The sequence below is a fragment of the Roseibium aggregatum IAM 12614 genome, assembly GCF_000168975.1.
Taxonomy (GTDB): domain Bacteria; phylum Pseudomonadota; class Alphaproteobacteria; order Rhizobiales; family Stappiaceae; genus Roseibium; species Roseibium aggregatum.
Window position 1 is genome coordinate 26,005 of record NZ_AAUW01000028.1, and the last position, 23,931, is coordinate 49,935.

Consider the following 23,931-nt stretch of genomic DNA (forward strand, 5'->3'; position numbering starts at 1 on the left):
GGTGACACACATGCAAGGGTTCCATCGCACGCTGACGGGAGGTCGCTATGCCAACCTCTCCTGAGCTGCGGTCACGGATCACGGACAACATCGTCTATTTCGCGCGAACACTGCGCAAGGCAGGTGTTCCCGTCGGCCCCGCCTCCGTTGTTGATGCGGTGGCGGCCGTGGAAGTCTCCGGTATCGAAAGCCGGGAAGATCTCTACTGGACACTGCATGCCGTATTCGTGCGCAAGCGCGAACAGAAGGTCCTGTTCGACGAGGCTTTCCGGATCTACTGGCAAAGCCGCGGCCTGATTGAAAAGATGCTGGCGATCCTGTCTCCGGTCGCGCCGCCGAGGGGAGCTCCTGAAAAACCCAAGGCCGGGCAGACGCGCGTTTCCCAGGCGTTTCAGGCAGCGCAGGAACGGGTTACCGAGGAAACCGTACCGCAGATCGAGATCGATGCAAAGTTCACGGTTTCCGGCAAGGAATTGCTGCAGTCCAAGGACTTTGCGCAGATGACCTCGGATGAAATTACCGAAGCCAAGCGAGCGCTTCGGGCCATGACGATGCCGATGGACAAGATCCGGCTTCGCCGCCTGAAGCCGGCCGCCAGAGGCAAGGTCGATCCGCGCCGCACCTTGCGCGCCTCCATGCGAGCGGGGGGTGACATCATCGACCTGAAATTCCGCAAGCCGGCGGAAAAACGCCCGCCTCTTGTCGCCCTTTGCGATATTTCCGGATCGATGAGCCAATACTCCCGGCTGTTGCTGCATTTTCTCCACGGCCTGACGGTGGAGCGGCGCGACGTGCACACATTCCTGTTTGGCACACGCCTGACGAACGTCACAAGGCAACTGCGCATGAAGGATCCTGACGAGGCCCTGGAAGCCTGCTCGTCGGGCGTGGAAGACTGGTCGGGCGGTACGCGCATCGCCTCTGCGCTGCACGATTTCAACCGGCATTGGTCGCGCCGCGTTCTGACCGGTCAACCGACCGTGCTTCTGATAACCGATGGATTGGAGCGGGATACCGACGAGGACCTGGAACGCGAGATCGACCGCCTGCACCGCTCCTGCCGCCGCCTCATCTGGCTCAATCCCCTGCTCCGTTTCGAAGGTTTCGAGGCAAAGGCGAAGGGTATCCGCGCCATGCTGCCGAATGTGGATGAATTCAGAGCGGTTCATTCGCTCGACGCGGTCGCCGACCTTGTCGCCGCCTTGTCCGGATCCGGTGGCCGCGACAGCAGCGCCAATCCGAGGCGTTGGCTGAAATCGTGAGACCTACGACACAGTACCGCTCGAGCGGAAACCATCGCGCGATCTGTTCCATTGGATAAAGCGGCCAGAAAGGAAACCCCGCCAGCATCGTGTTGGGGCACTTGATGCTGGCGGGGTCTCGAGAGAGGTCGTTTGCAGGCCTCGGATCGATCATATATTCAATTTTTTGAAACTAAATGCGTCATGCTGTCCCTGCGGAACGGTGCACCTATGCTCATGACCGGATTATCGGGCGAAATTCTCTGATCTTTTAACGCAATCTTCCTCGCACCAGGTGATGGAGCCACACGCACAGGCGGATCGCAGGTACGGCGATCTTGCCGTTTCTCACCCCTGGCACGACGGCCAAAGACGTCAGCAGGTCAAGCAGGCCCGCGCGTGATTGATCCCTTGCAGCAGCAAACAACTCAGAGTTTTCTTGTCATTTTCGCCCTCTCGAAAATGTGACAAAACTACGCTACCCTCTCGGCACCGGACAAAGACCAAACCTTGAAACCGGTGCTGCTGTATGACTGGGAACAATCATCTGGATCTCGATAAAACAGTCTACCATCAGGTGATTGGCTGTTCGCTCGTGCTCGTCATGCTGTTCGGTCTCGGCCACAATATCTATCTGTCTGCCGGAGATCCGTTTTCCGGCCGGACGCCGTCGACCCATCCGGCCACGGCGCTTGGATTTCTGATCCTGGCGGGCGCTATTTTCTTCCGGCCGCAGTGGGACAACTCCATCTGGCTCAAGAACATCCTGTGCTGGTTAATGGTTCTGCTGTCGGGCCTGCGCATCGCCGAAGCCTTGTTCCCGGATCAAATCACGGTTTACACGGACAGTTGGCTCCCCCAGTCCCTGGAAGCGGTAGGCATGTACGGCCGTTTTTCCATTGAAACCGCACTCTTTCTTGTCTGCTGCTTCGGTTTCGAGCTCTCCCAGGAACGGCATACATTTGTCAGACTGCTACTCGTGTCCGTCTGCCTCGCGGTCCTGTCCCTCGGCTTTGCCGAGACTGTCTACTCGCTCTTCCTTTGGGGCAACGAACTGTCGATGATCACCCAGATCGGCATGGGTCTGGTCTCGCTGGACCTCCTGGTCCGGATGCGCAATCAGCAGCCGTTCAAAAGCGTGCTGCAGCCAGGCCGGTCGAACTTCTACCTTCAGTTCACAGCGCTTGCGCTCTACCTGCTGCCCATGATCATAGGCACAGTCGCGCTGCACAAATTGCAGGTCTCCCCCTCCGAAAAAGCTCCGTTCGAACTTTTCTTCGCAGGCACAAGCTGTGTACTGCTTGCGATTGTTCTTCTGCTGGGAACTTATCTGGACCGGAAAAAGCCACCGGAAAATGCCTGGTCATCAAGCACATCCGGATCTGGTCGCAACAAGGACGACTGATGCCCGCGTTGTCGGCTCGTAGCTGCGTGTAAATCCACCTGCGGGATCAGGGCAATGCCACGACCAGCGTACGGACCGTCACCCTTTGAAATAGATCCTGAATGTCATGATTGGCCATCCGGATGCAGCCATAGGAAACGGCACGACCGATGGAGCCCGGCCGGTTGGTTCCGTGAATGGCGTAGTTTCCGTTCGAGAGGGTCATGGCGGCAACGCCCATAGGGTTGTTGGGCGCTCCACCGCGAATGACCGTGGGGAGATGTGGAAAATCACGCCGGACTTCTTCTGACGGAGCCCAGTCGGGCTTTACGTATTTCGCCGTGATGAAAGCTTGACCGGTCCAGGACTTCTGCCGTTTGCCGACGGCCACCTTGTAGCGAATTGCCCGATTTCCACCGAGAACCAGATAAAGCCGTTTTTCCGAGTTTCTGATAACGATGGTGCCGGCACGAAATCGTGCATCGGAAAAGCCGACCACTTCAGCGGCACTTGCAGAACCTGGTGTGATGCCGTTGGCAAAAAGCATTGCCAAGGGTATGAGAAAGCGGAACAGGGAGATCAGACGCATTACAAACTCCGTGCAGTTGTGCGCAGATTACCTTGCCGCATCCCTTGAAAGAACCGGGGCGCGCCTAATTTCTTACTGAAAGGTTAATTGACGCCACGGCTCCGTAGGCGAATACGGCCTCCCGGTCTGTTTTCGCCGCGCAGTGGTGCGAGCTGGCCGGCGATCCTCGGGTTTTGCCTGTGACGACCGTCACCATGCCTGACGCCGCCGCATGACATACTGCACCCCTGGCTCTGAAGGGCCAAAGTCGAGACATCTGCGGACCGTCGCCGCACAAGTCGCATTGCTGAACTTTTTCAAGGACCTTTGGAATGACCCAAACTTCTGCCACTTCGCGCGGCTTAACGCGTCCAATTCGAAAAACCGTCGCAACCTTCGTCTGTCTGGTCGCGCTCGCGTCCTCCCCGCTGCCGGCTTTTGCCGGGACACTGACGGGCACCTACATGCTGACACCGGCTCGACTTGCCACCGGCTTTTCTGTCCGGGTGCTGGGCGGCAGTCCGGTTACGGGAGAATTCAAAACCGTTTCCGGCAAGATGACACTTGACCAGAACCACCCGGAAAAGAGCCGCGTGGTTGTGAATGTCGATTTGACAAGCGTTCACACGAACAACGACAAGGTCACCGGTTTTCTGAAGAGTTCGGCCATGTTCGATGTCGCCAAATACCCGGTCGCGACGTTCCAGAGCACCCGGGTGCAGATTACCGGCCAGAACACGGCAGATGTTGAAGGTGTATTGAACCTGCGCGGACAGCAGAAACGCACCAAGCTTTCGGTGACGATTACCGACGGCAAGGCCAACGGTCAGGTCGGTTTCGAAGTGTCAGGTGGCTTTTTCCGCAGCCTTTACGGCATGGAGGCCGGTCTTCCGATCTATGCCGACAAGGTCAACCTGACGATCAGCGGCACCGGATCACGCACCTGAGCACGGATGTTTGCCGAGGATGTGGAGAAGCACGCGCGCCTGAACGGCCGCGTGCTCTTCATTTTTGGCAAATCTCACCGTTGCTGCGGCACACCGCCCTGCCACTCGTAAACGATGTAATCCGGCAAATTGCTGTCGCCGTTGCCATTGAAGGTGACGTCACCGATCACCGTATCGAAGGTTCCGCCGTGAAGGGCGCCCGCAACGTCCGGCAAGGCCGTGCTCCCGGCTTCCTCCACTGCCTCGGCCCAGGCTTGAACAGCGGCATATGTCGTCAGGGTGAAACGGTCGGCGGAAAGCCCGGCCTCTTCCAGAGCGGACACAAGGTCCTGCGCCTCCGGCCGGTCCCGGGGGATCTCCGGATAGGTCAACAAGGTTCCGTTACCCGCCGCGCCGGTCACGGACCAATAGTCCTCCGTCATCAGCGCATCCCCGGCCATCAGAACCGCATCCAGCCCCTGACGTTGCATTTCCAGTTTTATCAGCCCTGCTTCCGGGTGATACCCACCCAGATAGACGACATCGACGGCCTGCAGCTTGAGCTGCGACACGAGCGTGCGAAAGTCATCCCCGCCAGCGTCAAAACCGAGCGCCATGCTTTCACTGGTACCAAGCTCGTTGAGGACAGCCTTCACCGCATCGGTCAGACCTTTGCCATAGGCTGTCTTGTCATGCAGCAGGGCAATCCGCTTGCTGCCGAATTCGTTGAAAAGAAAGCCAGCCGCTACCTCCGCTTGCCGGTCATCTCTGGGAGCAAGACGAAACACGCCCTCGCCTGGCCGCTCATCGGTGAATTTCGGCAGCGTTGTTGCCGGTGACATCTGGACGATGCCTGCACCGGCATAGACTTCACTGGCGGCAATCGAACTGTTGAAACAAAGATGACCGGCAACGAAGACCACGCCTTTGCCGATAAGCTGGTTGGCAACGGCAACAGCCTGGTCCGCATCGCAGCCGTCGTCGGCGACTTCCAGCACCAAGCTCTCGCCATTCACGCCACCGACTGCATTCAGATCGGCAACGGCCCTTTCCGCGCCGATGCGCATCTCCTCACCGAAAGCTGCAAACTGTCCCTTCATCGGCCCGGCGACCGCGATCCGGATGTCGGCAACAGCAGGTGTCGCAACAACGACAAAAGTCAGGAGGCCAATGCTGGCCAGAAACTGCTGATAGGTCATTCGTTTCCCCGAGGTCCGATGATCGCTTCCCTACCCCTAGCGCGGGCCGGGCCGCAGCTCAATCCGGACTTGCGGCGTAGGTGGCAAATGTCAGTCCCTGCTCCATATGAAAATGCAAGTGCCTGGCACCAGGCTTCAGATCTCCAGATGTGCAATTGTTCTCGAACGCACGATCAGAAGGCGATAAACCTTGAAGTATCAGAACAACTTGCCTGAGTTCGGTTCGCAACAACATGGTCTGGGTGTGGACCCGTAAATGAAGACGAACTGGCATGAGAAAGACAGAAACCAGGCCAGGAAGAGTGCGGGGAGCGGGCTTTCTGCCCGGTCAAGCAGACTGACGAAATGCCGTGAAGCCATTTTCATGTCCTTCGGATTTAACCGGATTGGTCCTCCTCAAGCCATTTCAACTTCATTCATGTGTCCACACCTAGGCATCCCATCCATGGCCGCCTAAACTCCGGTCCGCGTCCGTTAGACGAATGATTCCCCGCTGAGCCACTCAGGAACCGACTTGATGTCTCCAACCTCTTCAGGCCCCGATGATCAGGACAGGCTTCCGCTGGAGACCGCGATTTTTCGCGAAGCCATGAGCCGGATTGCAACGGCCGTTCATGTGGTCACCACAGATGGCCCGGGCGGCCGGGTTGGTGCGACCGTTTCGGCGGCCTGTTCGGTCAGCGACGATCCGGCCAGTATCCTGATCTGCCTGAACAGAAAAACACGCATTCACAGCGCGGTTCTTGAAAATCGCTGCTTCTGCCTCAACACGCTCAGCGATGATCACGAGGAAATATCAGACACCTTTGCCGGACGCGACAAGCTGGAGATGCCCCAGCGGTTCGAAAAGGGCGAGTGGACAAGCCTCGCCACCGGATGTCCGGCACTCGACAGCGCCCGTCTCAGCGTCGATTGCGAGGTCTATTCCGTCACCGAAATGGGGACGCATTCGATCATTGTCGGCACCGTGACCGACCTTCGGATGACCGACCCTGGCAAATCTCTCCTTTACGTTCGCCGGGGTTACAAAAGCCTCGACACCTGACGTTCAGCCCATCAAACTCCTCATTGTCCACCTTCAACCAAGGACCGCCAGCTCATGCCCGGTTTACGCAATCTGATCACCGATGTCCCGGGCCTCAAGGTCGGCAATGCCACCGATCTCGAGCTGAAATCCGGGGCTACCGTGCTCGTTCCCGACGAACCGGCGGTCACTTCCGTTGCCATTCACGGCGGTGCGCCGGGCACCCGTGAAATCGCCCTGCTGGAGCCGGAACAGACCGTCGAGAAGATCGATGCTATCGTTCTCGCAGGCGGCTCCGCCTTCGGCCTGGATGCAGGCGCCGGTGTGCAAGGGCGCCTTGCCGAACTCGGCTACGGGTTTCAGGTCGGCCCGGTCCGTGTGCCCATCGTTCCAACGGCCATCCTGTTCGATCTTCTGAACGGCGGTGACAAAAGCTGGGGCCAGGCAGCCCCCTACCGGGACCTCGGCCGCTCGGCGCTCGATGCCATCGGCCACGATTTTGCCCTTGGCTCCGTCGGAGCCGGAACCGGTGCCACCACTGCCAATCTGAAAGGCGGCCTCGGCTCTGCCTCCCATGTTCTGGACAACGGCATCACGGTAGGTGCCATTGTCGGCGTGAACGCGCTCGGGCGGGCAACTGTCGGCGACAATGCCCACTTCTGGGCGGCACCGTTTGAAATCGGCGATGAATTCGGCGGCCTGGGCATGGCCCACCCGCTGCCGCAGGACGCAATTACCGTCCGCACCAAGCTGGATGGCCTCAAGGCCGGCGCCAACACCACGATTGCCGCGGTGGCGACCGATGCCATCCTGACGAAGGGCGAAGCCAAACGCCTTGCGGTCATGGCGCATGACGGACTGGCCCGCGCTCTGTGGCCGGCGCACACGCCCCTGGATGGCGATCTTGTCTTTGCGCTGTCCACCGGCCAGCGCCGTATGGAAAACGGACTGGAGGACATGGTTCAGCTCGGAGCTGCCGCCGCCTCGTGCCTGGCCCGCGCAATCGCCCGCGGGGTCTATAACGCCTCCCCGGCCCCCGGTGATCCTGTCCCAACCTGGAAAGAGCGCTTCGCGAGCTAAAGCGTGTCGTGTTTAACCGCAAGAATCCCGCGTCGCGGTTTGCGTTAGAAGCTCGTCATCAGATCCAAAGGGCCCCAATCCAAATGACAGCGACCTGCGTAAGCTGGGCAGATTTTCCTGAAGGAGGCTCTGCCCGTTATGACCCGTGCCCGCCGATATCTGCTGCTGTTCGTCATTGCCATTGCCGCCGCCGCCTCTGTCCCTGCGCATGCCAAATCCCTGGTGCTGGAAGAGTTCTTTCGCGGAAAAACAATCGGCAAGGGCGTCTTTGAAAGCAAGATCGCCGGTGTCTATCGTCCGTTCACCGTCAAGCTGACCGGAACCTGGAACCAGCGTACGTTCACGCTCAAGCTTCGCGAAGATTTCGTCTATGACGATGGTGAACGGGACACGAAGACCTGGTTCTTCCAGAAGGTCGCCGAAGACCGCTACATAGGCCAGAGAGCCGATGTGCTTGGCCTGACCAATGTGCGGACCGATGACACTGGTGTCCTTCGTTTTTCCTATGTCGCAAGCCTCGACACTGAAAACGGCCCCTTGCTGCTCCGGTTCGACGACACCTTGAAGCAGGTGGATCGCAACACGGTTGAAAACACCGCCAAGGTCATGAAGGCGGGGATTACCGTTGGAACGGTTTCGCTGACTTTCAAGAAGTGAGATCCCCCGCAGGCAGTCTCTGATTAGTGTCTTGCCTGCGTGATATCGGGACTTTCAACGGCTTCCGACTGGCAGGAAGCGGATAGAACGACCTTCACGCAGCCTTGCGCCCAAGCGCAGCAGCCCGTGCCAGCATCTTCCGTTTGGCCTCGTCGCGCGATCCGCGGATCGGTGAGAACATGTGGTAGCCCTTGGGCTTGAGGCCGCAGAAATCGAGGATCTGCTTCTCCGTCTGTTTTTTGACGCCCGCACCATAGATCCAGGTGAAGTACCAGCCCGGCGTATCGGAAGTCACCAGAACCTGCGCGGTCCGTCCCTTCAGCAGCTTTTGCGGCAGGGGTTTGCCCTTCACATATTGAAAGGACATGCCCGGCAGCAGGATGCGGTCAAACAAGCCCTTCAACTTGCCCGGCATCCCACCCCACCACAGCGGATGTGTCAGCACGAAATGCTCGCACCAAAGGATGTCCTGCCACACTGCTTCCAGGTCAGGTTCCAGCGGTTTTGCATCCTTGAAGGACGAAAATCCGAAATCCGCGTCAAAGTTCAGATCCGCCAGATGTCGGACGCGCACGTCGTTGCCGCCCGTGCGCGCCTGATCCGCATATTCCGCAGCAAGGGCACCGCAAAACGTGTCCTTTGCCGGGTGCCCTTCCAAAACCAGTATCCGTGTCATGTGTCACCTTGTGAGTTTGCGGCGCCGAACGCCAAAATTGACCGTGGTCATTTTTTGACATTCGACGACGCATCCGTCAAGATATTTTTTGACCTCGGTCAATTTAACGGAAAATCATGACAAGAAAACCTCAGCAGAGAAGCATCGCCACACGCGCGCGGGTTCTGGCCGCCGCACGGGATCTCAGCCAGAAACACGGGTTGGATCTGGTCACCGCAGAAGCGGTTGCCCACGAGGCGGGCGTTGCCAAGGGAACGGTCTTCTCGCACTTTGGCGATATGGATGGGCTTCTGTCCTACGTCCTGCTGGACCGGTTGAACGCGTTGCGCGCGGCAGCGGAAACCGAGGGGGAGCAGGCAGAGCCATTGTCCGATCCGGTCGGTCTTCTGATGCAGCGCATGATGGCGTTGATCGCAGTCATCACCGACAGTCCGGCAATCCTTCGGCTCTTTCTGGACAATATCGGTGTCACCAAACCCAATTGCGCCGCCGAATTTGTCGAGACGCTGGACGCACTGGATGCGGAACTGGAAAGCTTTCTCACGATGTGGCAGCAGGAACTCGGCGTGAAGCCTGCCCTGCGGCAGGACCGGTCACCCAAGGAAATGGTCGATGGGCTGATTGCCTTAATGATCCATGGGGCCATTCTGGTCAAAAGCCATCAGTTGACCGACAGATCGGAACTGGAACACCGGCTTCGCCGCCATGTCGAGGCGTTCCTGCTCAGGCAATGAGACAGTTTGAGACCGGACAGGACGGCCTCAGTCCTCGGAGCTGAAATTGGCTAGTCCTGCGCCGCTTCCGGCACTTCCCCCGGCCAGAACACGACGTGGTGCTCGTAATCCTCCAGAGCCATGCCGTCTTCGGGGACCGTCCTCCCGCGAACGGAAATACCTGCCTGATGGACCGTTTCCGGATCCCCCGAAACCAGCGGATGCCACCAGTAGAGATCCTTGCCCTCGCGAACCAGCCGGTAGGCACAGGTGGGCGGCAGCCAGGTCAGCGTCCGCACCTCGCCGGGGGTGAGCTGAATGCAGTCCGGCACGATTGACGCCCTGTTTTCATAGTCCTTGCAGCGACAACTGGTGCCATCAAGCAGCGTACAGGCGACGTCCGTCCAGACGATCTCACCGGTATCCCAGTCTTCCAGCTTGTTGAGGCAGCAGCGCGCGCAGCCGTCGCAAAGCGACTCCCACTGCGACTGCGTCATGTCTTCCAGCGTCCGGGTTTTCCAGAACGGAAGTTCGAGTGAGGTATCGTCCGCAATCATGAAGTCGTGCACGCCTTTCTTGGGCAGGGACCACCGGCGCCTATCATGCTACAGCCCTCCGGGCAACCCGGGCGGAAATTCGGGCTGTTTTTCCTCAATGAATTTGCAACAAATATCGGTAAACTGGCCCGCTGAAAGGGCCACCCAGGTGACCTGTTTGCACGGCCCCGAAAAACGGCTAGCTTGGGCCGTCCCATTTTGATCCGGAGACCTTGTTCGCGTGACGGACAAACCGCAGTCAGAAGACGTCGAGACCGGCAGCACGCCGGAGCAGAAACCGCCGAAAAAGCGCAATCGGATCCGCCGCTTTTTCCTGGCGATCGATGCCCTTATCGACACGGCCTTGTGGAAGAGCGGAACAGCCATCCGCCGGACGTTCGAAGGCTACGACGCCTTTTTGCGCCGGTTCCGAGCCAAGGGCATTTGGCGGGTTCTTGCCGAACTGTCGTCAGACGGACTGACCTATGGCCTTGCCGGTTTCATCGTGGTGCTGGCCTTTGCCCAGCCCGCCTTCGAGGCAACACGCTATGCCGACTGGAAAACCACTGACGATTTCGCGGTCACATTCCTGGACCGCTTCGGCAAGGAAATCGGCCGACGCGGCATCGTGCTCAACGACAGCGTTCCGCTTGAGGAAATTCCCGATTCTCTGATCAAGGCCACCCTCTCCACCGAGGACCGCCGTTTCTTCAGCCATTTCGGCATCGACTTCTTCGGTACTTTCCGCGCCATGGTGGAAAACGCACGGGCCGGAGGTGTCGTCCAGGGCGGTTCGACGCTGACACAGCAGCTCGCCAAGAACCTCTTCCTGACCAATGAACGCAGCCTCAGCCGCAAGATCAAGGAAGCCTATCTGGCACTGTGGCTGGAGGCGAACCTGTCCAAGCAGGAAATCCTGAAGCTCTATCTCGACCGCGCCTACATGGGCGGCGGCGTGTTCGGGGTAACGGCAGCGTCAGAATTCTATTTCAACAAGAATGTGCGTGAACTGACGCTTGCCGAAAGCGCCATGCTCGCCGGCCTTTACAAGGCGCCGACCAAATACGCTCCCCACATCAACCTGCCGGCAGCCCGTGCCAGGGCCAACGAGGTTCTGTCCAACATGGTGCAGGCGAATTTCCTGACCGAGGGACAGGTCATCGGCGCGCGCCGTAATCCGGCCCTTGCCGTCGACAGATCCCAGGAACAGTTGCCGGAGTATTTTCTCGACTGGGCTCTGGAAGAGGTAAAGAAACTCGCACGCCGCTATCCGGCCCTCGCGCGCGACCGCATCGTCACCGTGCGCACCACGCTGGACCCGGCTCTGCAGCGCCAGGCGGACCTGGCGGTCGAGACCGTCCTTCGGGAAAACGGCAAGCTGCGCGATGCAAGCGAGGCCGCGATGGTTTCCATGATCCCCGACGGGGCCGTGGTGGCCATGGTCGGTGGCAGTTCCTATGGCGAAAGCCAGTTCAACCGCGCGGTCAACGCGCTGCGGCAGCCCGGGTCCTCGTTCAAGCCCTTCGTCTACATGACGGCTTTCATGAACGGCTATTCCGCAGACAGCGTCGTCTCCGACCGACCGGTCTGGATCGGCAACTGGTCGCCGAAGAACTATTCGAGAAGTTACCGGGGCGCTGTCACGCTGAAAACCGCGCTCACCAAATCCATCAACACCATCCCGGTGATCCTGTCGCTGGATTTCGGCCGTCAGAAGATCATCGACACGGCCTATCGCATGGGTCTGACTCATGAGTTGGAAAACTCCGTTTCGCTGCCCATCGGCTCGTCCGAAGTCTCTGTCATCGACATGGCCTCGTCCTACTCCGTGTTTGCAAACGGCGGCATGAAGGCACCGGCCTATGCGGTTCTTGAAATCAAGAACAGCGCCGGCGAGGTTCTCTACCGCCGTGAACGCGACGAACCGCCTGCCGAACGCGTCCTGCCCGAGGACAAGGTTGAAGAGATGAACGAAATCCTGGTCAATGTGGTCGAGGCCGGCACAGCCCGCCGGGCGCAGATCGACGGAGTGGTGGCCGCCGGAAAGACCGGCACGACCAACGCCTACCGCGATGCCTGGTTCGTCGGCTACACCGGCAACTTTGCCACGGCCGTCTGGTTCGGCAATGACGACTTCACCTCGACCCGCCGGGTGACAGGCGGCAGCCTGCCGGCCATGGCCTGGCAGAAATACAACGCCTTTGCCCACAACGGCATCGAACTTGCCCGTATGCCCGGGGTCGATCCGGAAAGCCTGCCCCGCCTCACCCGGTCCGCTCCGGCGAAACTCGCAACAGACACCGGCGATACCGCTCAGCCACGGGTGCTGAAACGGCGCACGCAGGATATCCTCCTGCAGATCGGCCAGGAACTGCGCCTGCTGCTTGAGCGCAAGAGCGCCGAAGCCGCGCCAGTTCCGGGAAATACCAACACCGATGTTGCGGCGGTGCAATGAGCGATACAGGTTTCCGGCCCGCTCACGGCGAGGCAGACTGGTATGACGAGAGGCTCCCCCGTGCCATTCGCTCGCATCGGTTCAACCCCATCCGCACACTGGCCACGATAACGCTTGTCGTCGTCCTCGCCTCGCTTCTGGGCATCAGCTCGGCCTATCTGATCATCGAGCGGGAACAGCCGCTCAATGCCGTCACCCTTGGCCCCTGGCACGCCTATCCGAAAGCCGGAACCTCCGAGGCCGATCCCTATTCTGTTGCGATCTATACAAGGGGTGCCGTCATTCCACTGGCGTCGGGCGAAGGTCTGGCGCTGGTCGCGCGTGAGGACAGCAACGGCCACCAGCTTGATCCGACCTGCGTCTACCGTATCGCGGGACAGACGCCGTCAGCCCGGCTCTGGACCTTGACCGCAGTTGATGGCCATGGCCGCCTGGTGAAGACGATGTCCGGCCGGGTGAACCTGGCGAGCGACACCTTGCTGCGAAATCCGGACGGCACCTTCGAGATCACCGCCGCTACCTGGCCCCACTCCGGCAACTGGCTGCCGCTGGCAGTTGGAGCACGGGCTGCCGACGGTCTGCGCTTTGTGCTGAGGGTCTATGACGCACCAGTCACGACGGGCGCCGCCCTCGATGGCGTCACCATGCCCACCATTGACAGGATGGGCTGCCCGTGACCCTTTCTTCCCGCTTTTCCCTGTCCGTCGGCTTGCTGGCCACGCTCTGTCTGGCAGCCATCATTCATATCCTGGTGGTGCTGAGCATTCCGCACAACGTGCTGCACAGCGCCTATGACAATATCGGAACCTACGGACCCGACAGGCAATTCAACCTGCTTCCGGATGTCCGCCCCGGTGAGGAAGCCCTGCCCGATCTTGATCCAGCCATGAAACACGCCGCGTGCCGGTTTCAGCTTGCTGACGGGCCGGTTCTCTTCGACGCCAGCATTCCGGTGCCCTTCTGGTCAATCGGCTTGTTCAACGCGGCGGGAGAAGCCGTCTACAGCCTCAACAACCGCACCGCAGGCGCGGAGCGTCTGTCGATGCTGGTACTGACCACCGAACAATTGTCGATCCTGCGGGAGAACCCGCCGGAAAACCTGGAAGATCTCATTGTCATTGAAACGGAAGAACCGTTGAGCGGCTTCGCGTTGCTGCGGGCCTATGTCCCGCACCCGACCCGCGAAGACAGTATCGACCGTGCGCTTCAGGCCGCAAGCTGCGGCTCCATTCGCTAAGCGTCCCTGGCAGCAGGATTATCCAGGGTGTGGACCCGTAAACGAAGACGAAATGGCATGAGAAATGGCTTCACCGCGTATCGTCAGCATGCTTGACCGGTAGGCTGCCAGAACGCCGGCTAGGTCTACCGGGGAGAGTTCAGGAAACCGGCGAACTCACGCTCCGGAATTGCGACGTGTCGTTATCCGGCACCCCGGCCGAAAGCGATTGTTGCTGACCGTACCCTGTTCCGTTGCCGTCCTCCTGTCCTTCTTCGAGGGGCGACAAAGGCCCCAGCGCGTCGAACAGGTCCCCCAAAAGATTCTTGTGACGTTTCCAGCGCCCGATCGAAGATCGGAACATCGGCTTTCGGACCTGCAGATTGGAGAACGTGGTCACGGGACTGTCGCCGTTGTAAAACTCCAGACACTCCTCTTCCCAGTCCATGCCCGTGCAGGCCAGAAGGGCTTTGCTTTCCTCCTCCTGGTTGTAAACAAGGTCTTCGTAGGAAAGCGTGTGGATGCGGACCGGAAGAACTTTCTCCCAGTGTTTCATCAGGCCGTCGTAGGTCACGAAATAGCTGCCCAGAGACTTCTGGTTCAGCGCGTAATTGTGTGCGGGCGAAAGTGAATGCGACAGCAGCGAGACGCATGTGTCCGCAGGGCAGCGGACGCAATGGATGAATGCGGCCTTTGGAAACAGAAGGCTCATCAGCCAGAGCATTTCGAAATTATGCGGCATCTTGTCGGTGACCCGGTCTGCCCGCCGGTCGATTGCACTCAGTTCCGCCAGATAGTGCCGGGCAAATTGCTTGAACTCACGCGGGCCAAGGCTTTTCAACCGGTTTTCCAGGGCAGTGCTTGGTGGCGCCTGCAGGCCGAGATCCTGCTGTAGCAAGCGGAAATAAGGAATTTCCGAACCGCTGCTGATGCGTGAATGCCGGCTGACGATCTGCTCGGCCAGAGTGGTTCCGGAGCGAGGCATGCCGAAAATGAAGACAGGCCTCTGCGAACTGTCTCCCAGTTCCGTCCGTTCCGCAAAAAACGCTTCATCAAACACTTCCTTCATGAAGGAAATGCGTTCTTCGTGGGCCTTCTGATCAAAGGACTTGTAGCGCAGCCGGCGCGCGGCGCGATAGTGTTGCGCTGCACTCGGCGTATCGCCGAGGTCGTAATGGATCTTGCCGGCGGCCCAGTGCAGGTGAGCAAGTTCCGGCTCAGGCAATGTGCTTGCCTCTTCGAGCAGGTTCTCGATCTTCTCCAGTTCGGCCGGGACCTGCCTGTAGGTGCGCGTCATTGTCAGGCTATGAAGCGCCGAAGGAAGCTCCTTGCCCAAGGCTATGGCCTTTTCGAACCAGCCAATCGCATCGTCTACCCGGCCAACGGTGACATCCAGCTTCCCCATTCCCACGATGGCATAGCCGTTTTCCGGATCAACCGCCAATGCACGCTGAAAGCTCTGGCGCGCGAGCTGCGGTTGGCGCTTGAGCGTGTAAAGATCGCCGAGATGGGCGTGAAAATCCGCCACATTGGGCGCAAGCACCACGGCCTTCTTCAATGACTTCATCGCACCGGCCAAATCGCCGGCGTTCATCAGTGCCAATCCGAGCAATTGATGCACCTGGGGGTGCTTTCCGGCTTTGCGCTCTGCCTTGCGAAGCATCTCTATGGCCAGACCGACATCACCATTCTGATAGGCAGCGATGCCCAGCGAAAAATTTGCCTGCGGGTTCTTGGGATCGAGCTTCAAAATCTCCTCGAACATACCAAGTGCAATTCCGATGCGCCCGGCATGTTGGTGGACGAGCGCTTCTTTGACGAGAAGCGTGATGTTCCGGCTCATTCGACAACCTTCAGGTTCGGGGATTTGGTCACGCTGTAAACTGAACGGTTTAGTTCGATGCCTGAGCGAGGGCAAGTGTCAAAACCTTCGAAAGGCCATTCCTTTGCCGGAAAAACGACCAAAATTAGGCTAAAAGCTTGTGATCACGTATCTTTTTCAGGTGTTCACTTTTTTTTGCATTGCAATAAATAAAACTTATGCGCGCATACCGTTAAGGCAGGTCAATTTAACTAAAACTCTGATGCAAGAAGTAAAATACGGTTGAGCGCAGAGAGGATCGCAAAAAAGACCGTGAGGGTCGCGATCGTATTAATTTTTCAAAAACGACCAAACTGAAAAATAATAACTAGCCGGCTTCTTCCGGAATACTGCGGCCACAAGGTTAGTCAAAGGTGTCGCAACAGAGGGTCTGGGCACACGCATGCTGGCTGTGGAAAAGCAGCACCGGATTCCACGCCAAAGTGGCTTTCTGCCATTGGTATTTCTGACGTGGGAAGATTAAATCTCTGAAAAACTGCCTGAATCCGGGCCGCAGATTCGCTCTGGTGTTATTTCACCACCGGAGCGCGTTCGGTGCCCCAGCCTGTATAGATCCGGGACCTGCGAACGGGTTTGTCGTCTCCATAACGCTTTTCCGGGTCGCAACCGGCCTCGGCAATGCGAACCTGGCCTTCAAGTTCCCGGATCGCGTTGTTGACCTTCCAGACGCGGTCGCGCGTCGGCGTTTCGATTTCCAGCCCGTCGAGCGCCTTCTTGTAAGCGATGATCCGGTAGCGCAGCGCCTGACCGACCCATTTTATCATCACGCGGTTTTCCCAGACACGCGCCTTCGCACCGTCATAGGTTTCTTCGGACTTTACCGGCTTGTTCTGCAGGACACGCAAGCGCTCATCGTCCGCCGCCCTCACACGCAGGGCAACTTCGCAAAAGGGCATTACCAGTTCCGCGTCCCCGGACGCATCGGCGGCAATCTTGTCGTAGCGGGCATCGGAAGACTGGAACTTGTCCGATCTCAGATAGATCAGATAGAGGTCCGGTGGCACGCGCCCCTCCACCTCCGGCAGAACGCGTGTGCGCGACAGCTCAACCATGGTTCCGCCGATCCAGTCCTTCGTCCAGGGCGGACGTATCAACGTCCAGCCGCGATTGCGCATCAGCTTTTCGTCGTTGGTGTAGTTGAATTTGGAAACCGGGTCGCCGCGCAGGCGTGCTGCTTCGTCGCCTGCAGCCGGCATCACCCTGTCATGAATGACGGATGGCTTGGCACGATCAAAGTCCCCTGTCGGGCGCGTGCAGGCGGCAAGGCTGACGGCAATCAGCATGGCAGCGGCGGCGATAGCCCCCTGCCCTGGTCTGCGACCGCTTTCCACAAGGGATGCGGTGGCGGAACGATCCGCTTTGCCTTTGCCCATCGGGCGCTTCTCCAGGCCGCTAAAAAGAATGGTCTCCTGCGCGGCTGGAGAGGCAGGGACCGTCAGTCCTTGTCGGAGCCAGCAGGTCCGGCCGCTTTTCCGATGGTCGCGATTCGTGCGGCAAGATCAAGGTCGTGGCGCTCATACCGGACACCTGGAAAGAGGATAACTTCTCCAAAGGTCTCCGGACTTGACATTCGGCGATGATTGGAACGGCAGCCCACGCGTGCCGTGGGGCGTTGAGCTGATGAAAAGTCCAACAAGGTGCCCATCGTCTCCTCCTTCGGTTCCGATCTCCCCTGACGGTGTATTACCGGCCGGGAACGGTCAAACGGGCGACGCATTACTTCCTGCTCTTCATTAAGAAGCCGTCAGGGTTAACAGCATGCTAACGCTTTTCCTGCAATTTGAACGAAGCAAGTTCCTCCGGTGGTCCGGTCTTTTGTATTTTGTAGACGGGTGTCATGCGCCAAACCCAACATTTCAGTCAGCCTGTGCCGAATTCCACTTCTCCCGGCAGATCCGCGTCCTCCAAGGGCGACGATCGAGGTGTGCTTCTGGCCGCAAGTGAGCTGTTTGCCGGACGTTCCCGGCATGATGTTGAAGAAAAACGTATTTTTCTGGAGCTGGCGTCCAATTTCCTGCCCAAGACCTCCCTCCCGGACAGACGCCGGATCTCAAGTCTGCTGGCCGCGCATCCGGAAATACCGGACGACCTCCTGTCCCAGCTCGCCTCCGATGAGGACGAACTGACAGCCTATCCCGCACTTCGTTACAGCCCGAGGCTTTCTGTGGATCTCCTTTTGAAGGTTGCGGAAGCCGGGCCGGATTCCCTGCGCAAGGCCGTCGCCAACCGGCCGTCCTTGCGCGAATCGGTCATCACGAAATTGTGCGAACACGCCGGAGCCTCGGTAATCCGTATCCTTCTCGACCGGGAAGACGTCACCCTGACACCCGCTCACCAGGCAAAACTGAGTTGTCGCAGTGACATCGTTGCCACTCTTGGTTTAGAATTGGCAGGTCAGGACGCTCTAAACCCGGATGGACTCATGGGACAATTCCTGCATCTACCGGCTCCATTGAAGTCGAAAGCGATCGCCGCGGCGGAGATGACCAGTCTGGTCAAACAGGCTCAGAATCCCGGATCTTCGACAGACAGACGCGCGGACACTGCGCGCCTCAAGTTGCGGGACGCTCTGGTAAGCGAAGCTCTTTTGCAGCATCGCTCCCGTTTTGCCGATCTTCTGGGCCAGGGGCTCGGACTGCCGCAGTCGACTTGCGATCTTCTGATGCATGATGATCAGGCCGAAGGTCTGACCGTCGCGCTGAAAGCGCTCGGAATGCCGGCATCCGGGATCGCGACGGTGATGATCCGGATGCTGGGGGAAAACCTGTCCCTGGAAAGACTGCGCGGCCTGTTGCGCCTTTATCGCACGCTCAGCCAGGGCGCTGCAGAGGTGCTTGTGGGACAATGGATCCTGCACGATCAGGGCACGCAGCCGGCGGCAGTGCGGCACAGCACACAGTATCAGGACAGCGCGCGCCGCAACGCTGCGGCATCAGACGTGCAGATATCCGGTTCCGCTCAAACGGATACCGCGATCCGCAAATCGACCCATTCCTGATTGCAGCCGCACCAGCTCGGCCCTGCGGAAGGGCTGAAAGCCCATCACTGAACCCGCTTCAATAGCGGAAAACGTCTGAACCGGGTTCTGGCTTGTCCTCTGCCAGTGGCAGCTCGATCTGCCCGTCACGCGCCTCGATGTCCACCAGCCAATAGTCAGGATCCATCCGCGCCTCGCCTGCCAGCCGCGTATCGATCGTCTCCCTGTCGGCCTGTTCGAAGATCCTTTCGAAAAGGCGTCCATCCGGCAAACTGCTGAACATGGCCTGGGGAGCGGGACCGTAGAAGTCGAAGCTGCCATCCAGGCGGTCGACGCAGATAAAGACAGCTCCGGCTTCCGGAGCGCCCCGCCTGGAGACAGCGGCAAAGCCGCCTTCCCCAAACACGCGCCGGACCAATGCGCTGACAAAAAAATCTGATGTAACCCGCATTCAGCCCGCCTCTGCCGTAAACGCCGACACTCTCAAATCAAAAGAAAGGTGCCCTTGCTCTACGCCAGATGCCGGCAGACGGCAACGTATTGCCCGTCGCTAACCGGACAGCGACCGGCCGCTGACCATTTCCAGCCGCTCGATCACCTTGGGGCCGGGTTCGCCCGTCATTGGCAATCCCCTGTCAAATTCGAAACGCCTGATGGCAGCGGTCGTATTGGCACCCATGACACCGTCAGCTTTCAGCGGACCGTATCCGAGTTCAGACAATGCCTGCTGGATCTTCTTCAGCTTCGGGTCCACATCAATCGCTGCGCCGCCATCCGCATCAAGCGGCTGCGCGCTTGCCTGGCTCGCCATGCCGGAGACCCCGGGTTTCGGGCGCGGCACGGGACCGTGAACCGTCGCCATGGGGTTTTCCCCCTGCATCAGCACAAGGGCAAGCAGGGCTTCCGTTGCTTCGCCAGTCTCGATCTGCCCGGCCTGGCGCTCGAAGCCCCGGATCGCGCGCTCTGTCGCCGGGCCGTTCAATCCGTCCAGTGGCCCTTCGTAAAGGCCGATCTTGCGCAGGGAAATCTGCAGGTCGAGCACCAGAGTGGAAATTTCCTGCACCTGCAGACCCGGGCTCCTGCCATCCGGCTCCGGAAGCTGCATGGAATCCGGCCGGTCTCGCGTCGTGAACAGGGGCGCCGGGTGCCGGCCAGGCTGCAGGCCAACCGCATTGGCCACGATCAGACACGCCGTCAGCCCCATCACCACGGTTCCACCCGCCGCGACAGGATTGTCGAGCGCCATATGCCCGGCCTTGGCCATCAGAGATTCGGACGGCTTCACCTGCTGCGCCTTGGCCTGCCTTGTTGTTTTTTTTGCTCTTGCCATTCCGGTGCCTATGCCGATCTCGCCAATCGTTCGGCCGTGGTTTCCTTGACGGATTGACCGGTGTCTTGCTGCGCCTGCGTCTTGAGCGGCAAGGTAACAATCACGCTTTCGCCCTGCCCAAGAACAGTGTGCACCGTGAGGTTGCCGCCCATGCGTTCCAGAAGAGCCCTGGAGAGACCGAGCACGGTCGCGGAGGCTTCGGTACTCCAGCACAGGCTCGATTGCCGGTTCTTTGTCGAGAACACAAAGTCCGCACTCCCCGCACCTGACTGGACATCAACACTCAACACGGCGCCAGCCTCGGAGGTTTCCACCATATCCGCCAGCAGGAAACACAGCGCTTGGCGCAACAGTTTTCTGTCGGCCGCCACCGGCGGACATTCCTGGGCACTCGCCATCTGCACGGAGACCCCGCGCCGCAACGCGGCTGTGGCCACCATGTCCATGCATTGATTGAGACAGGTCTCGACGTCGACACCGGCGATGTCCGGCTGACTGGCAGTTGATTCCGCTGGTACCAGATCCAGTGCCGCCGTCAGTGATGCCAGACCGCGTTCGCCGCTTTGACGCAGGGCTTCCACGGCCTGCCTCAGCGCGGGATCGGAGTTTTCGCGGCCAAGACGATCCAGCCGCTCTGAATGCGCCAGAATATCGGCAAGCGCCCGCGAGGCCTCGACACCCGCGGTTTCCAGCATGTCGCGGGAGATACGGTCCGCGCGGGCACTCCCCAGCGCGGACATGCCTGCGCCGGCCGCTGCCAGCGGCTCAATGGTTTCAACAGGCCGAAGGGTCAGCAAAAGGTCTGCCACCTGTGCAGAAACAGACCCGCTCTGACGGCCAGGGCGCAAATGCACCTCCATCCGCCTGTAGTCGGCCTGCCCGGCTTCTCCCGGGCGATTTGCCCCGACCCTCAGCCGCGCCTCGAAGGTTCTGGCAACACCATTCAAACGGGCTTCGGAAAGGCAGGTCAGATAAAGCGGTCGGTCCGCAACGTGGAGGCGCGGAAACAGCCAGTCCTCGTCACTTTCTGCGGGCAGATGCCCGAGCACTTCCTTGACCGGACCGCCAATGACCTTGAGCGTCCCGCTCGGGGCAAGTTCACAATAGATGTCGGCAACGCTTTGGCTGATCTGAAGGCGTTTTTCTTCCGTTGAGCGAACTACTTTCTGCGCAAGCGCACGGTCGAAGGCGATACGGAGCGACAGCAACCCTACGTAAAGAACAGCGGCCAGTGCCGCGAGCGGTGTGGCCAGCCCAGGAAGACCGGAGACCGGTGATAAAGGCAAGGGAACAAAGGTCAGGCCAAGAACCAGTGCGCCGCAAAGCCCGGTGACCGCAAGAGCTGTCCGCCGGCTTGCGGCAAGTGCAGCTTCCACTGGCGGCACCAGCAGCCAGGCAAGCGCGAAGGACTGCGCACCGCCGGTAACCGCACAGACACCGGCAACGAACATCGCAAACAGGGAGGCGGAAAGACCGGCTGCCTTGGAAAGCGCGCCTGACTGGGAAAGATAGAGCGCCAGAGGCCATTGGCTCAGCATCCAAGCCAGAGCCAGCAGGGTTGCCACCTGAGGTGCCCCGGCGAGTGCCAGGTGCAACGGCAGCACCACAAGCGCTGCGGCACCGCTGGCAAAACAACTGAACAGAAACGAGCGATGCAACGGTGCAAGAAAAGGATCGGAAGCCGCATCGGGATGAATCATTCCATCCACGCGAGCCACCCAATGCCCCCAGATATTTTGTATGTTTTTCAGAAGGTTACGCACTCTACTCTACCACACAACAATCACGGAATTATCCGCTCGCACCTTTTGTAAGGCCATTGTCGGTTGCAGCACTTAAGGAACGATAAAGGATGAATCCAAATTGCGCTTTTTTCCAAAAAGCTCATTTCCTTCAACAGGTTGACTGCCATTGGCTAAAATTTGAATCAATATTTCAGAAAATACGATTTAAATACCTGATTTATTTTATGAAAATTGGCTTTTCCCGCTCAACCGGGGATTCTCATGTCGCTGCTAGTGTGCCTCCATAACAAGCGTGCCAACGGCACAAAGGCACGCAAGACTGAACAGACTATGGGTAGCGACATGTTCTTTCTCTTGAGGACGGCCTTTTGGCTCACCTTGGTGCTCGTCCTGATTCCCCTCGGGTCAGATCGGGAAGACACTTCGGCAGAAAACATCGATCCGGTGTCCGCCTTCCTGGCGGCTCAGGCAACGATGTCGGACATTGGCGGCTTTTGCGGACGCAATCCGCAGGCCTGCGAAACGGGAGGCGATGCATTGACGGCAATCGGCAGCCGCGCACGTGACGGCGCCCGGATCGTCTACGAATTCCTTGACACGCAGATCACAGATAAACCGGGAAGCGAACTGCTGGTAACCGGGTCGACACCCGTGCCGAGTGCGAGTGAACGCTCCACTCAGCCGAGCGGTCAGGCCACTGAGATTTTCGCCGGCAGCCCGTCGTGGCAACCGGTTTTCGACAACGTCTCTGCCAGAGAGACAGTCCTTGGGCCGGTGCCACGGCCCAAACCACGCTCAGGCCAAAAGACCTGAGCGGACTGGTCGTTCACGATCCTACGACCTCCTGGATCCGAAAACGACCGATTGCGCCCCGCTGGAGCGCTGCTGCCCGGCAGCATCGCAAAGACGGCTTCACTTCAGCGGCTTGTTCCGCTGCGCCGCAGATGGAAAGCTGCCCATTTCATCTGCGGCGTATCTTTATTCTTCTCTTCCAGCGCACCTGCCGGCATTTGCACTTTGCCGCTCACGAGTTATATGAAGGCGAACAAGACCTTCAAAGATCGGTGCCATGACCACAACCTTGAGCGATATCCTTGAGACGTTTGATTTTCTCGACGACTGGGAAGACCGCTACAAATACCTCATCGACCTCGGCAAGGAGATGCCGGATCTCTCCGAAGCTGAAAAGACCGATGCCAACAAGGTACGCGGTTGTGTGTCGCAGGTCTGGCTGATCACCACCATCGACAAAAATAGCGAGGGCGAGCCTGTTCTCAGCTTCCGCGGAGATAGCGACGCGCTGATCGTGCAAGGGCTTGTCGCCATCGTCACGTGTCTGTTCAGCGGCAAAACCGCACAGGACATCCTGGACACCGACGTCGAAGGCATTTTCGCCAAACTGGGTTTGCAGGAACACCTGACGCCGCAGCGTTCAAACGGTCTGAAATCCATGGTCGGCCGCATCCGCAGCGATGCCCAGGGCGCGCTTGCAGCAGCTTGAGTGCCTTTGCTTGGACTGCGTCCGGCAGGTGATGAATTGACCTGACGGCGAAAGCCATTCCCAAGCCCGTAAAGATCTCTCGTTCAAAAAACACCAGCATAAAAACAAAAAGAGCTGCCCGAAGGCAGCTCTTTTTATTCTCAGCCGAAACTGAAAGTTTTACTTGGAGCGCTTGCGCTGCTGGCCGAGGCCCATTTTCTTGGCCAGTTCCGAACGAGCAGCCGCATAGTTCGGCGCAACCATCGGGTAATCGGCACCCAGGTCCCACTTCTCGCGGTACTCTTCCGGGGTCATGTTGTAGTGCGTACGCAGGTGACGCTTCAGCGACTTGAACTTCTTGCCGTCTTCCAGGCAGATGATGTAGTCCGGCATGACCGACTTCTTGACCGGCACAGCAGGCTTCAGCGGCTCCGGCTCCGGCTCGGTAGACGTGCTGGCAGTTCTCTGCAGCGCGCCATACACTTCGTTGATCAGGCCTGGCAGATCTGTTGACGCTACGGTATTGTTGCTCACGTAGGCTGAGACGATGTCTGCCGTAAGATCAATCAGATTCGCATCCACCGGACTGTCAGTCATATTTCACCCGTTCTCTACTGATTTCAAAATTAGCTTTGTGGTTTACCTGCAAAAAATATGTGCCGAAAGCGGAATGAGAGATTCAGTTACTTGCGGGCCCAGAAATCAAAAAGATTCTACTTTGCAGGCAATCGTCACAGCCTTATATCGCCGCTTTCGTTGGACGACAACCCCGAAATTCAAATAAAAATCGATCAGAAGCAATAAAAATCAAATTGTATAAATATTGGCTTCCGCTAACGCAT

Annotated in this window: 23 protein-coding genes; 13 read left to right on the forward strand and 10 right to left on the reverse strand. The window is 58.9% G+C overall.

The genetic code is table 11. From position 1 onward, the window contains the following. Positions 1–47 precede the first annotated feature (47 nt). Complete coding sequence (locus SIAM614_RS27910; protein WP_006939789.1) at positions 48–1,262, forward strand: vWA domain-containing protein; 1,215 nt, start codon at positions 48–50, stop codon at positions 1,260–1,262. Positions 1,263–1,770: 508 nt separating this feature from the next. After that, positions 1,771–2,646 (forward strand): hypothetical protein, encoded by an 876-nt coding sequence (locus tag SIAM614_RS27915; protein ID WP_006939790.1) that lies wholly within the window; start codon positions 1,771–1,773, stop codon positions 2,644–2,646. Between the two features lie 46 nt (positions 2,647–2,692). Here SIAM614_RS27915 and SIAM614_RS27920 read toward each other — a convergent pair whose 3' ends face one another. Further along, positions 2,693–3,172, reverse strand: coding sequence for a L,D-transpeptidase (locus SIAM614_RS27920; RefSeq protein ID WP_157140140.1), 480 nt, complete (start codon positions 3,170–3,172; stop codon positions 2,693–2,695). A gap of 353 nt (positions 3,173–3,525) precedes the next feature. Here SIAM614_RS27920 and SIAM614_RS27925 point away from each other — a divergent pair, with 353 nt between their 5' ends. After that, positions 3,526–4,140, forward strand: a complete 615-nt coding sequence (locus tag SIAM614_RS27925; protein ID WP_006939792.1) for a YceI family protein — start codon at positions 3,526–3,528, stop codon at positions 4,138–4,140. Between the two features lie 74 nt (positions 4,141–4,214). Here SIAM614_RS27925 and SIAM614_RS27930 read toward each other — a convergent pair whose 3' ends face one another. Continuing rightward, positions 4,215–5,318 (reverse strand): branched-chain amino acid ABC transporter substrate-binding protein, encoded by a 1,104-nt coding sequence (locus SIAM614_RS27930; RefSeq protein ID WP_006939793.1) that lies wholly within the window; start codon positions 5,316–5,318, stop codon positions 4,215–4,217. 517 nt (positions 5,319–5,835) lie between these two features. Between SIAM614_RS27930 and SIAM614_RS27935 the strand changes: the two genes are divergently transcribed. The 3 genes from SIAM614_RS27935 to SIAM614_RS27945 all read left to right on the forward strand — a co-directional run bounded on the left by SIAM614_RS27935 (position 5,836) and on the right by SIAM614_RS27945 (position 8,079). Next, a complete protein-coding gene (locus SIAM614_RS27935; protein ID WP_006939794.1) occupies positions 5,836–6,363 on the forward strand; it encodes a flavin reductase in 528 nt (175 codons plus the stop codon). 54 nt (positions 6,364–6,417) lie between these two features. Next, positions 6,418–7,422 (forward strand): P1 family peptidase, encoded by a 1,005-nt coding sequence (locus tag SIAM614_RS27940; RefSeq protein ID WP_006939795.1) that lies wholly within the window; start codon positions 6,418–6,420, stop codon positions 7,420–7,422. A 138-nt stretch (positions 7,423–7,560) separates the two neighbouring features. Next, positions 7,561–8,079, forward strand: coding sequence for a DUF3833 family protein (locus SIAM614_RS27945; protein ID WP_006939796.1), 519 nt, complete (start codon positions 7,561–7,563; stop codon positions 8,077–8,079). 94 nt (positions 8,080–8,173) lie between these two features. On the opposite strand, the gene SIAM614_RS27950 is transcribed toward SIAM614_RS27945, so the two are convergent. Beyond that, positions 8,174–8,755 carry an NAD(P)H-dependent oxidoreductase gene (locus tag SIAM614_RS27950; RefSeq protein ID WP_006939797.1) on the reverse strand — a complete coding sequence of 194 codons (582 nt, stop codon included), beginning with the start codon at positions 8,753–8,755 and terminating at the stop codon, positions 8,174–8,176. A gap of 116 nt (positions 8,756–8,871) precedes the next feature. Here SIAM614_RS27950 and SIAM614_RS27955 point away from each other — a divergent pair, with 116 nt between their 5' ends. After that, the gene (locus SIAM614_RS27955) at positions 8,872–9,489 is read left to right on the forward strand and encodes a TetR/AcrR family transcriptional regulator (RefSeq protein ID WP_006939798.1); all 618 of its coding nucleotides are present in this window, start codon (positions 8,872–8,874) and stop codon (positions 9,487–9,489) included. Positions 9,490–9,539: 50 nt separating this feature from the next. Here SIAM614_RS27955 and SIAM614_RS27960 read toward each other — a convergent pair whose 3' ends face one another. After that, positions 9,540–10,025, reverse strand: a complete 486-nt coding sequence (locus tag SIAM614_RS27960) for a YcgN family cysteine cluster protein (RefSeq protein ID WP_006939799.1) — start codon at positions 10,023–10,025, stop codon at positions 9,540–9,542. Positions 10,026–10,245: 220 nt separating this feature from the next. Between SIAM614_RS27960 and SIAM614_RS27965 the strand changes: the two genes are divergently transcribed. Genes SIAM614_RS27965 through SIAM614_RS27975 form a run of 3 tightly spaced genes read left to right on the forward strand, consistent with a single transcriptional unit; the run spans position 10,246 to position 13,696 of the window. Further along, entirely contained in the window at positions 10,246–12,459 is a 2,214-nt protein-coding gene (locus tag SIAM614_RS27965) for a transglycosylase domain-containing protein (RefSeq protein WP_006939800.1), read from the forward strand. Further along, positions 12,456–13,136, forward strand: coding sequence for a DUF1214 domain-containing protein (locus SIAM614_RS27970; protein WP_006939801.1), 681 nt, complete (start codon positions 12,456–12,458; stop codon positions 13,134–13,136). The genes SIAM614_RS27965 and SIAM614_RS27970 overlap by 4 nt, the downstream gene beginning before the upstream one ends. Further along, a complete protein-coding gene (locus SIAM614_RS27975) occupies positions 13,133–13,696 on the forward strand; it encodes a DUF1254 domain-containing protein (protein WP_006939803.1) in 564 nt (187 codons plus the stop codon). Before SIAM614_RS27970 ends, SIAM614_RS27975 begins: the two co-directional genes overlap by 4 nt. Before the next feature lie 139 nt (positions 13,697–13,835). Here SIAM614_RS27975 and SIAM614_RS27980 read toward each other — a convergent pair whose 3' ends face one another. Both SIAM614_RS27980 and SIAM614_RS27985 read right to left on the reverse strand, forming a co-directional pair. Next, the gene (locus SIAM614_RS27980) at positions 13,836–15,518 is read right to left on the reverse strand and encodes a tetratricopeptide repeat-containing sulfotransferase family protein (RefSeq protein ID WP_006939805.1); all 1,683 of its coding nucleotides are present in this window, start codon (positions 15,516–15,518) and stop codon (positions 13,836–13,838) included. A gap of 548 nt (positions 15,519–16,066) precedes the next feature. Beyond that, a complete protein-coding gene (locus tag SIAM614_RS27985; protein WP_006939811.1) occupies positions 16,067–16,930 on the reverse strand; it encodes a hypothetical protein in 864 nt (287 codons plus the stop codon). Positions 16,931–17,394: 464 nt separating this feature from the next. On the opposite strand from SIAM614_RS27985, the gene SIAM614_RS27990 reads away from it, so the two are divergent. Further along, positions 17,395–18,555: a DUF2336 domain-containing protein gene (locus tag SIAM614_RS27990; RefSeq protein WP_081455376.1), complete on the forward strand. Its 1,161-nt coding sequence runs from the start codon at positions 17,395–17,397 to the stop codon at positions 18,553–18,555. A 58-nt stretch (positions 18,556–18,613) separates the two neighbouring features. Here SIAM614_RS27990 and SIAM614_RS27995 read toward each other — a convergent pair whose 3' ends face one another. The 3 genes from SIAM614_RS27995 to SIAM614_RS28005 all read right to left on the reverse strand — a co-directional run bounded on the left by SIAM614_RS27995 (position 18,614) and on the right by SIAM614_RS28005 (position 21,573). Beyond that, entirely contained in the window at positions 18,614–18,985 is a 372-nt protein-coding gene (locus SIAM614_RS27995; protein WP_006939816.1) for a DUF1491 family protein, read from the reverse strand. A 99-nt stretch (positions 18,986–19,084) separates the two neighbouring features. Then, on the reverse strand, positions 19,085–19,864 hold the full coding sequence (locus SIAM614_RS28000) for a peptidoglycan-binding domain-containing protein (protein WP_006939817.1): 780 nt from the start codon (positions 19,862–19,864) through the stop codon (positions 19,085–19,087). An 8-nt stretch (positions 19,865–19,872) separates the two neighbouring features. After that, positions 19,873–21,573: a sensor histidine kinase gene (locus SIAM614_RS28005; RefSeq protein ID WP_157140138.1), complete on the reverse strand. Its 1,701-nt coding sequence runs from the start codon at positions 21,571–21,573 to the stop codon at positions 19,873–19,875. A 297-nt stretch (positions 21,574–21,870) separates the two neighbouring features. Here SIAM614_RS28005 and SIAM614_RS28015 point away from each other — a divergent pair, with 297 nt between their 5' ends. After that, on the forward strand, positions 21,871–22,422 hold the full coding sequence (locus SIAM614_RS28015; protein ID WP_006939820.1) for a DUF5330 domain-containing protein: 552 nt from the start codon (positions 21,871–21,873) through the stop codon (positions 22,420–22,422). A 256-nt stretch (positions 22,423–22,678) separates the two neighbouring features. Beyond that, complete coding sequence (locus tag SIAM614_RS28020) at positions 22,679–23,110, forward strand: SufE family protein (RefSeq protein ID WP_006939824.1); 432 nt, start codon at positions 22,679–22,681, stop codon at positions 23,108–23,110. 159 nt (positions 23,111–23,269) lie between these two features. On the opposite strand, the gene SIAM614_RS28025 is transcribed toward SIAM614_RS28020, so the two are convergent. Next, positions 23,270–23,686: a MucR family transcriptional regulator gene (locus SIAM614_RS28025; protein ID WP_006939826.1), complete on the reverse strand. Its 417-nt coding sequence runs from the start codon at positions 23,684–23,686 to the stop codon at positions 23,270–23,272. Positions 23,687–23,931 lie beyond the last annotated feature (245 nt).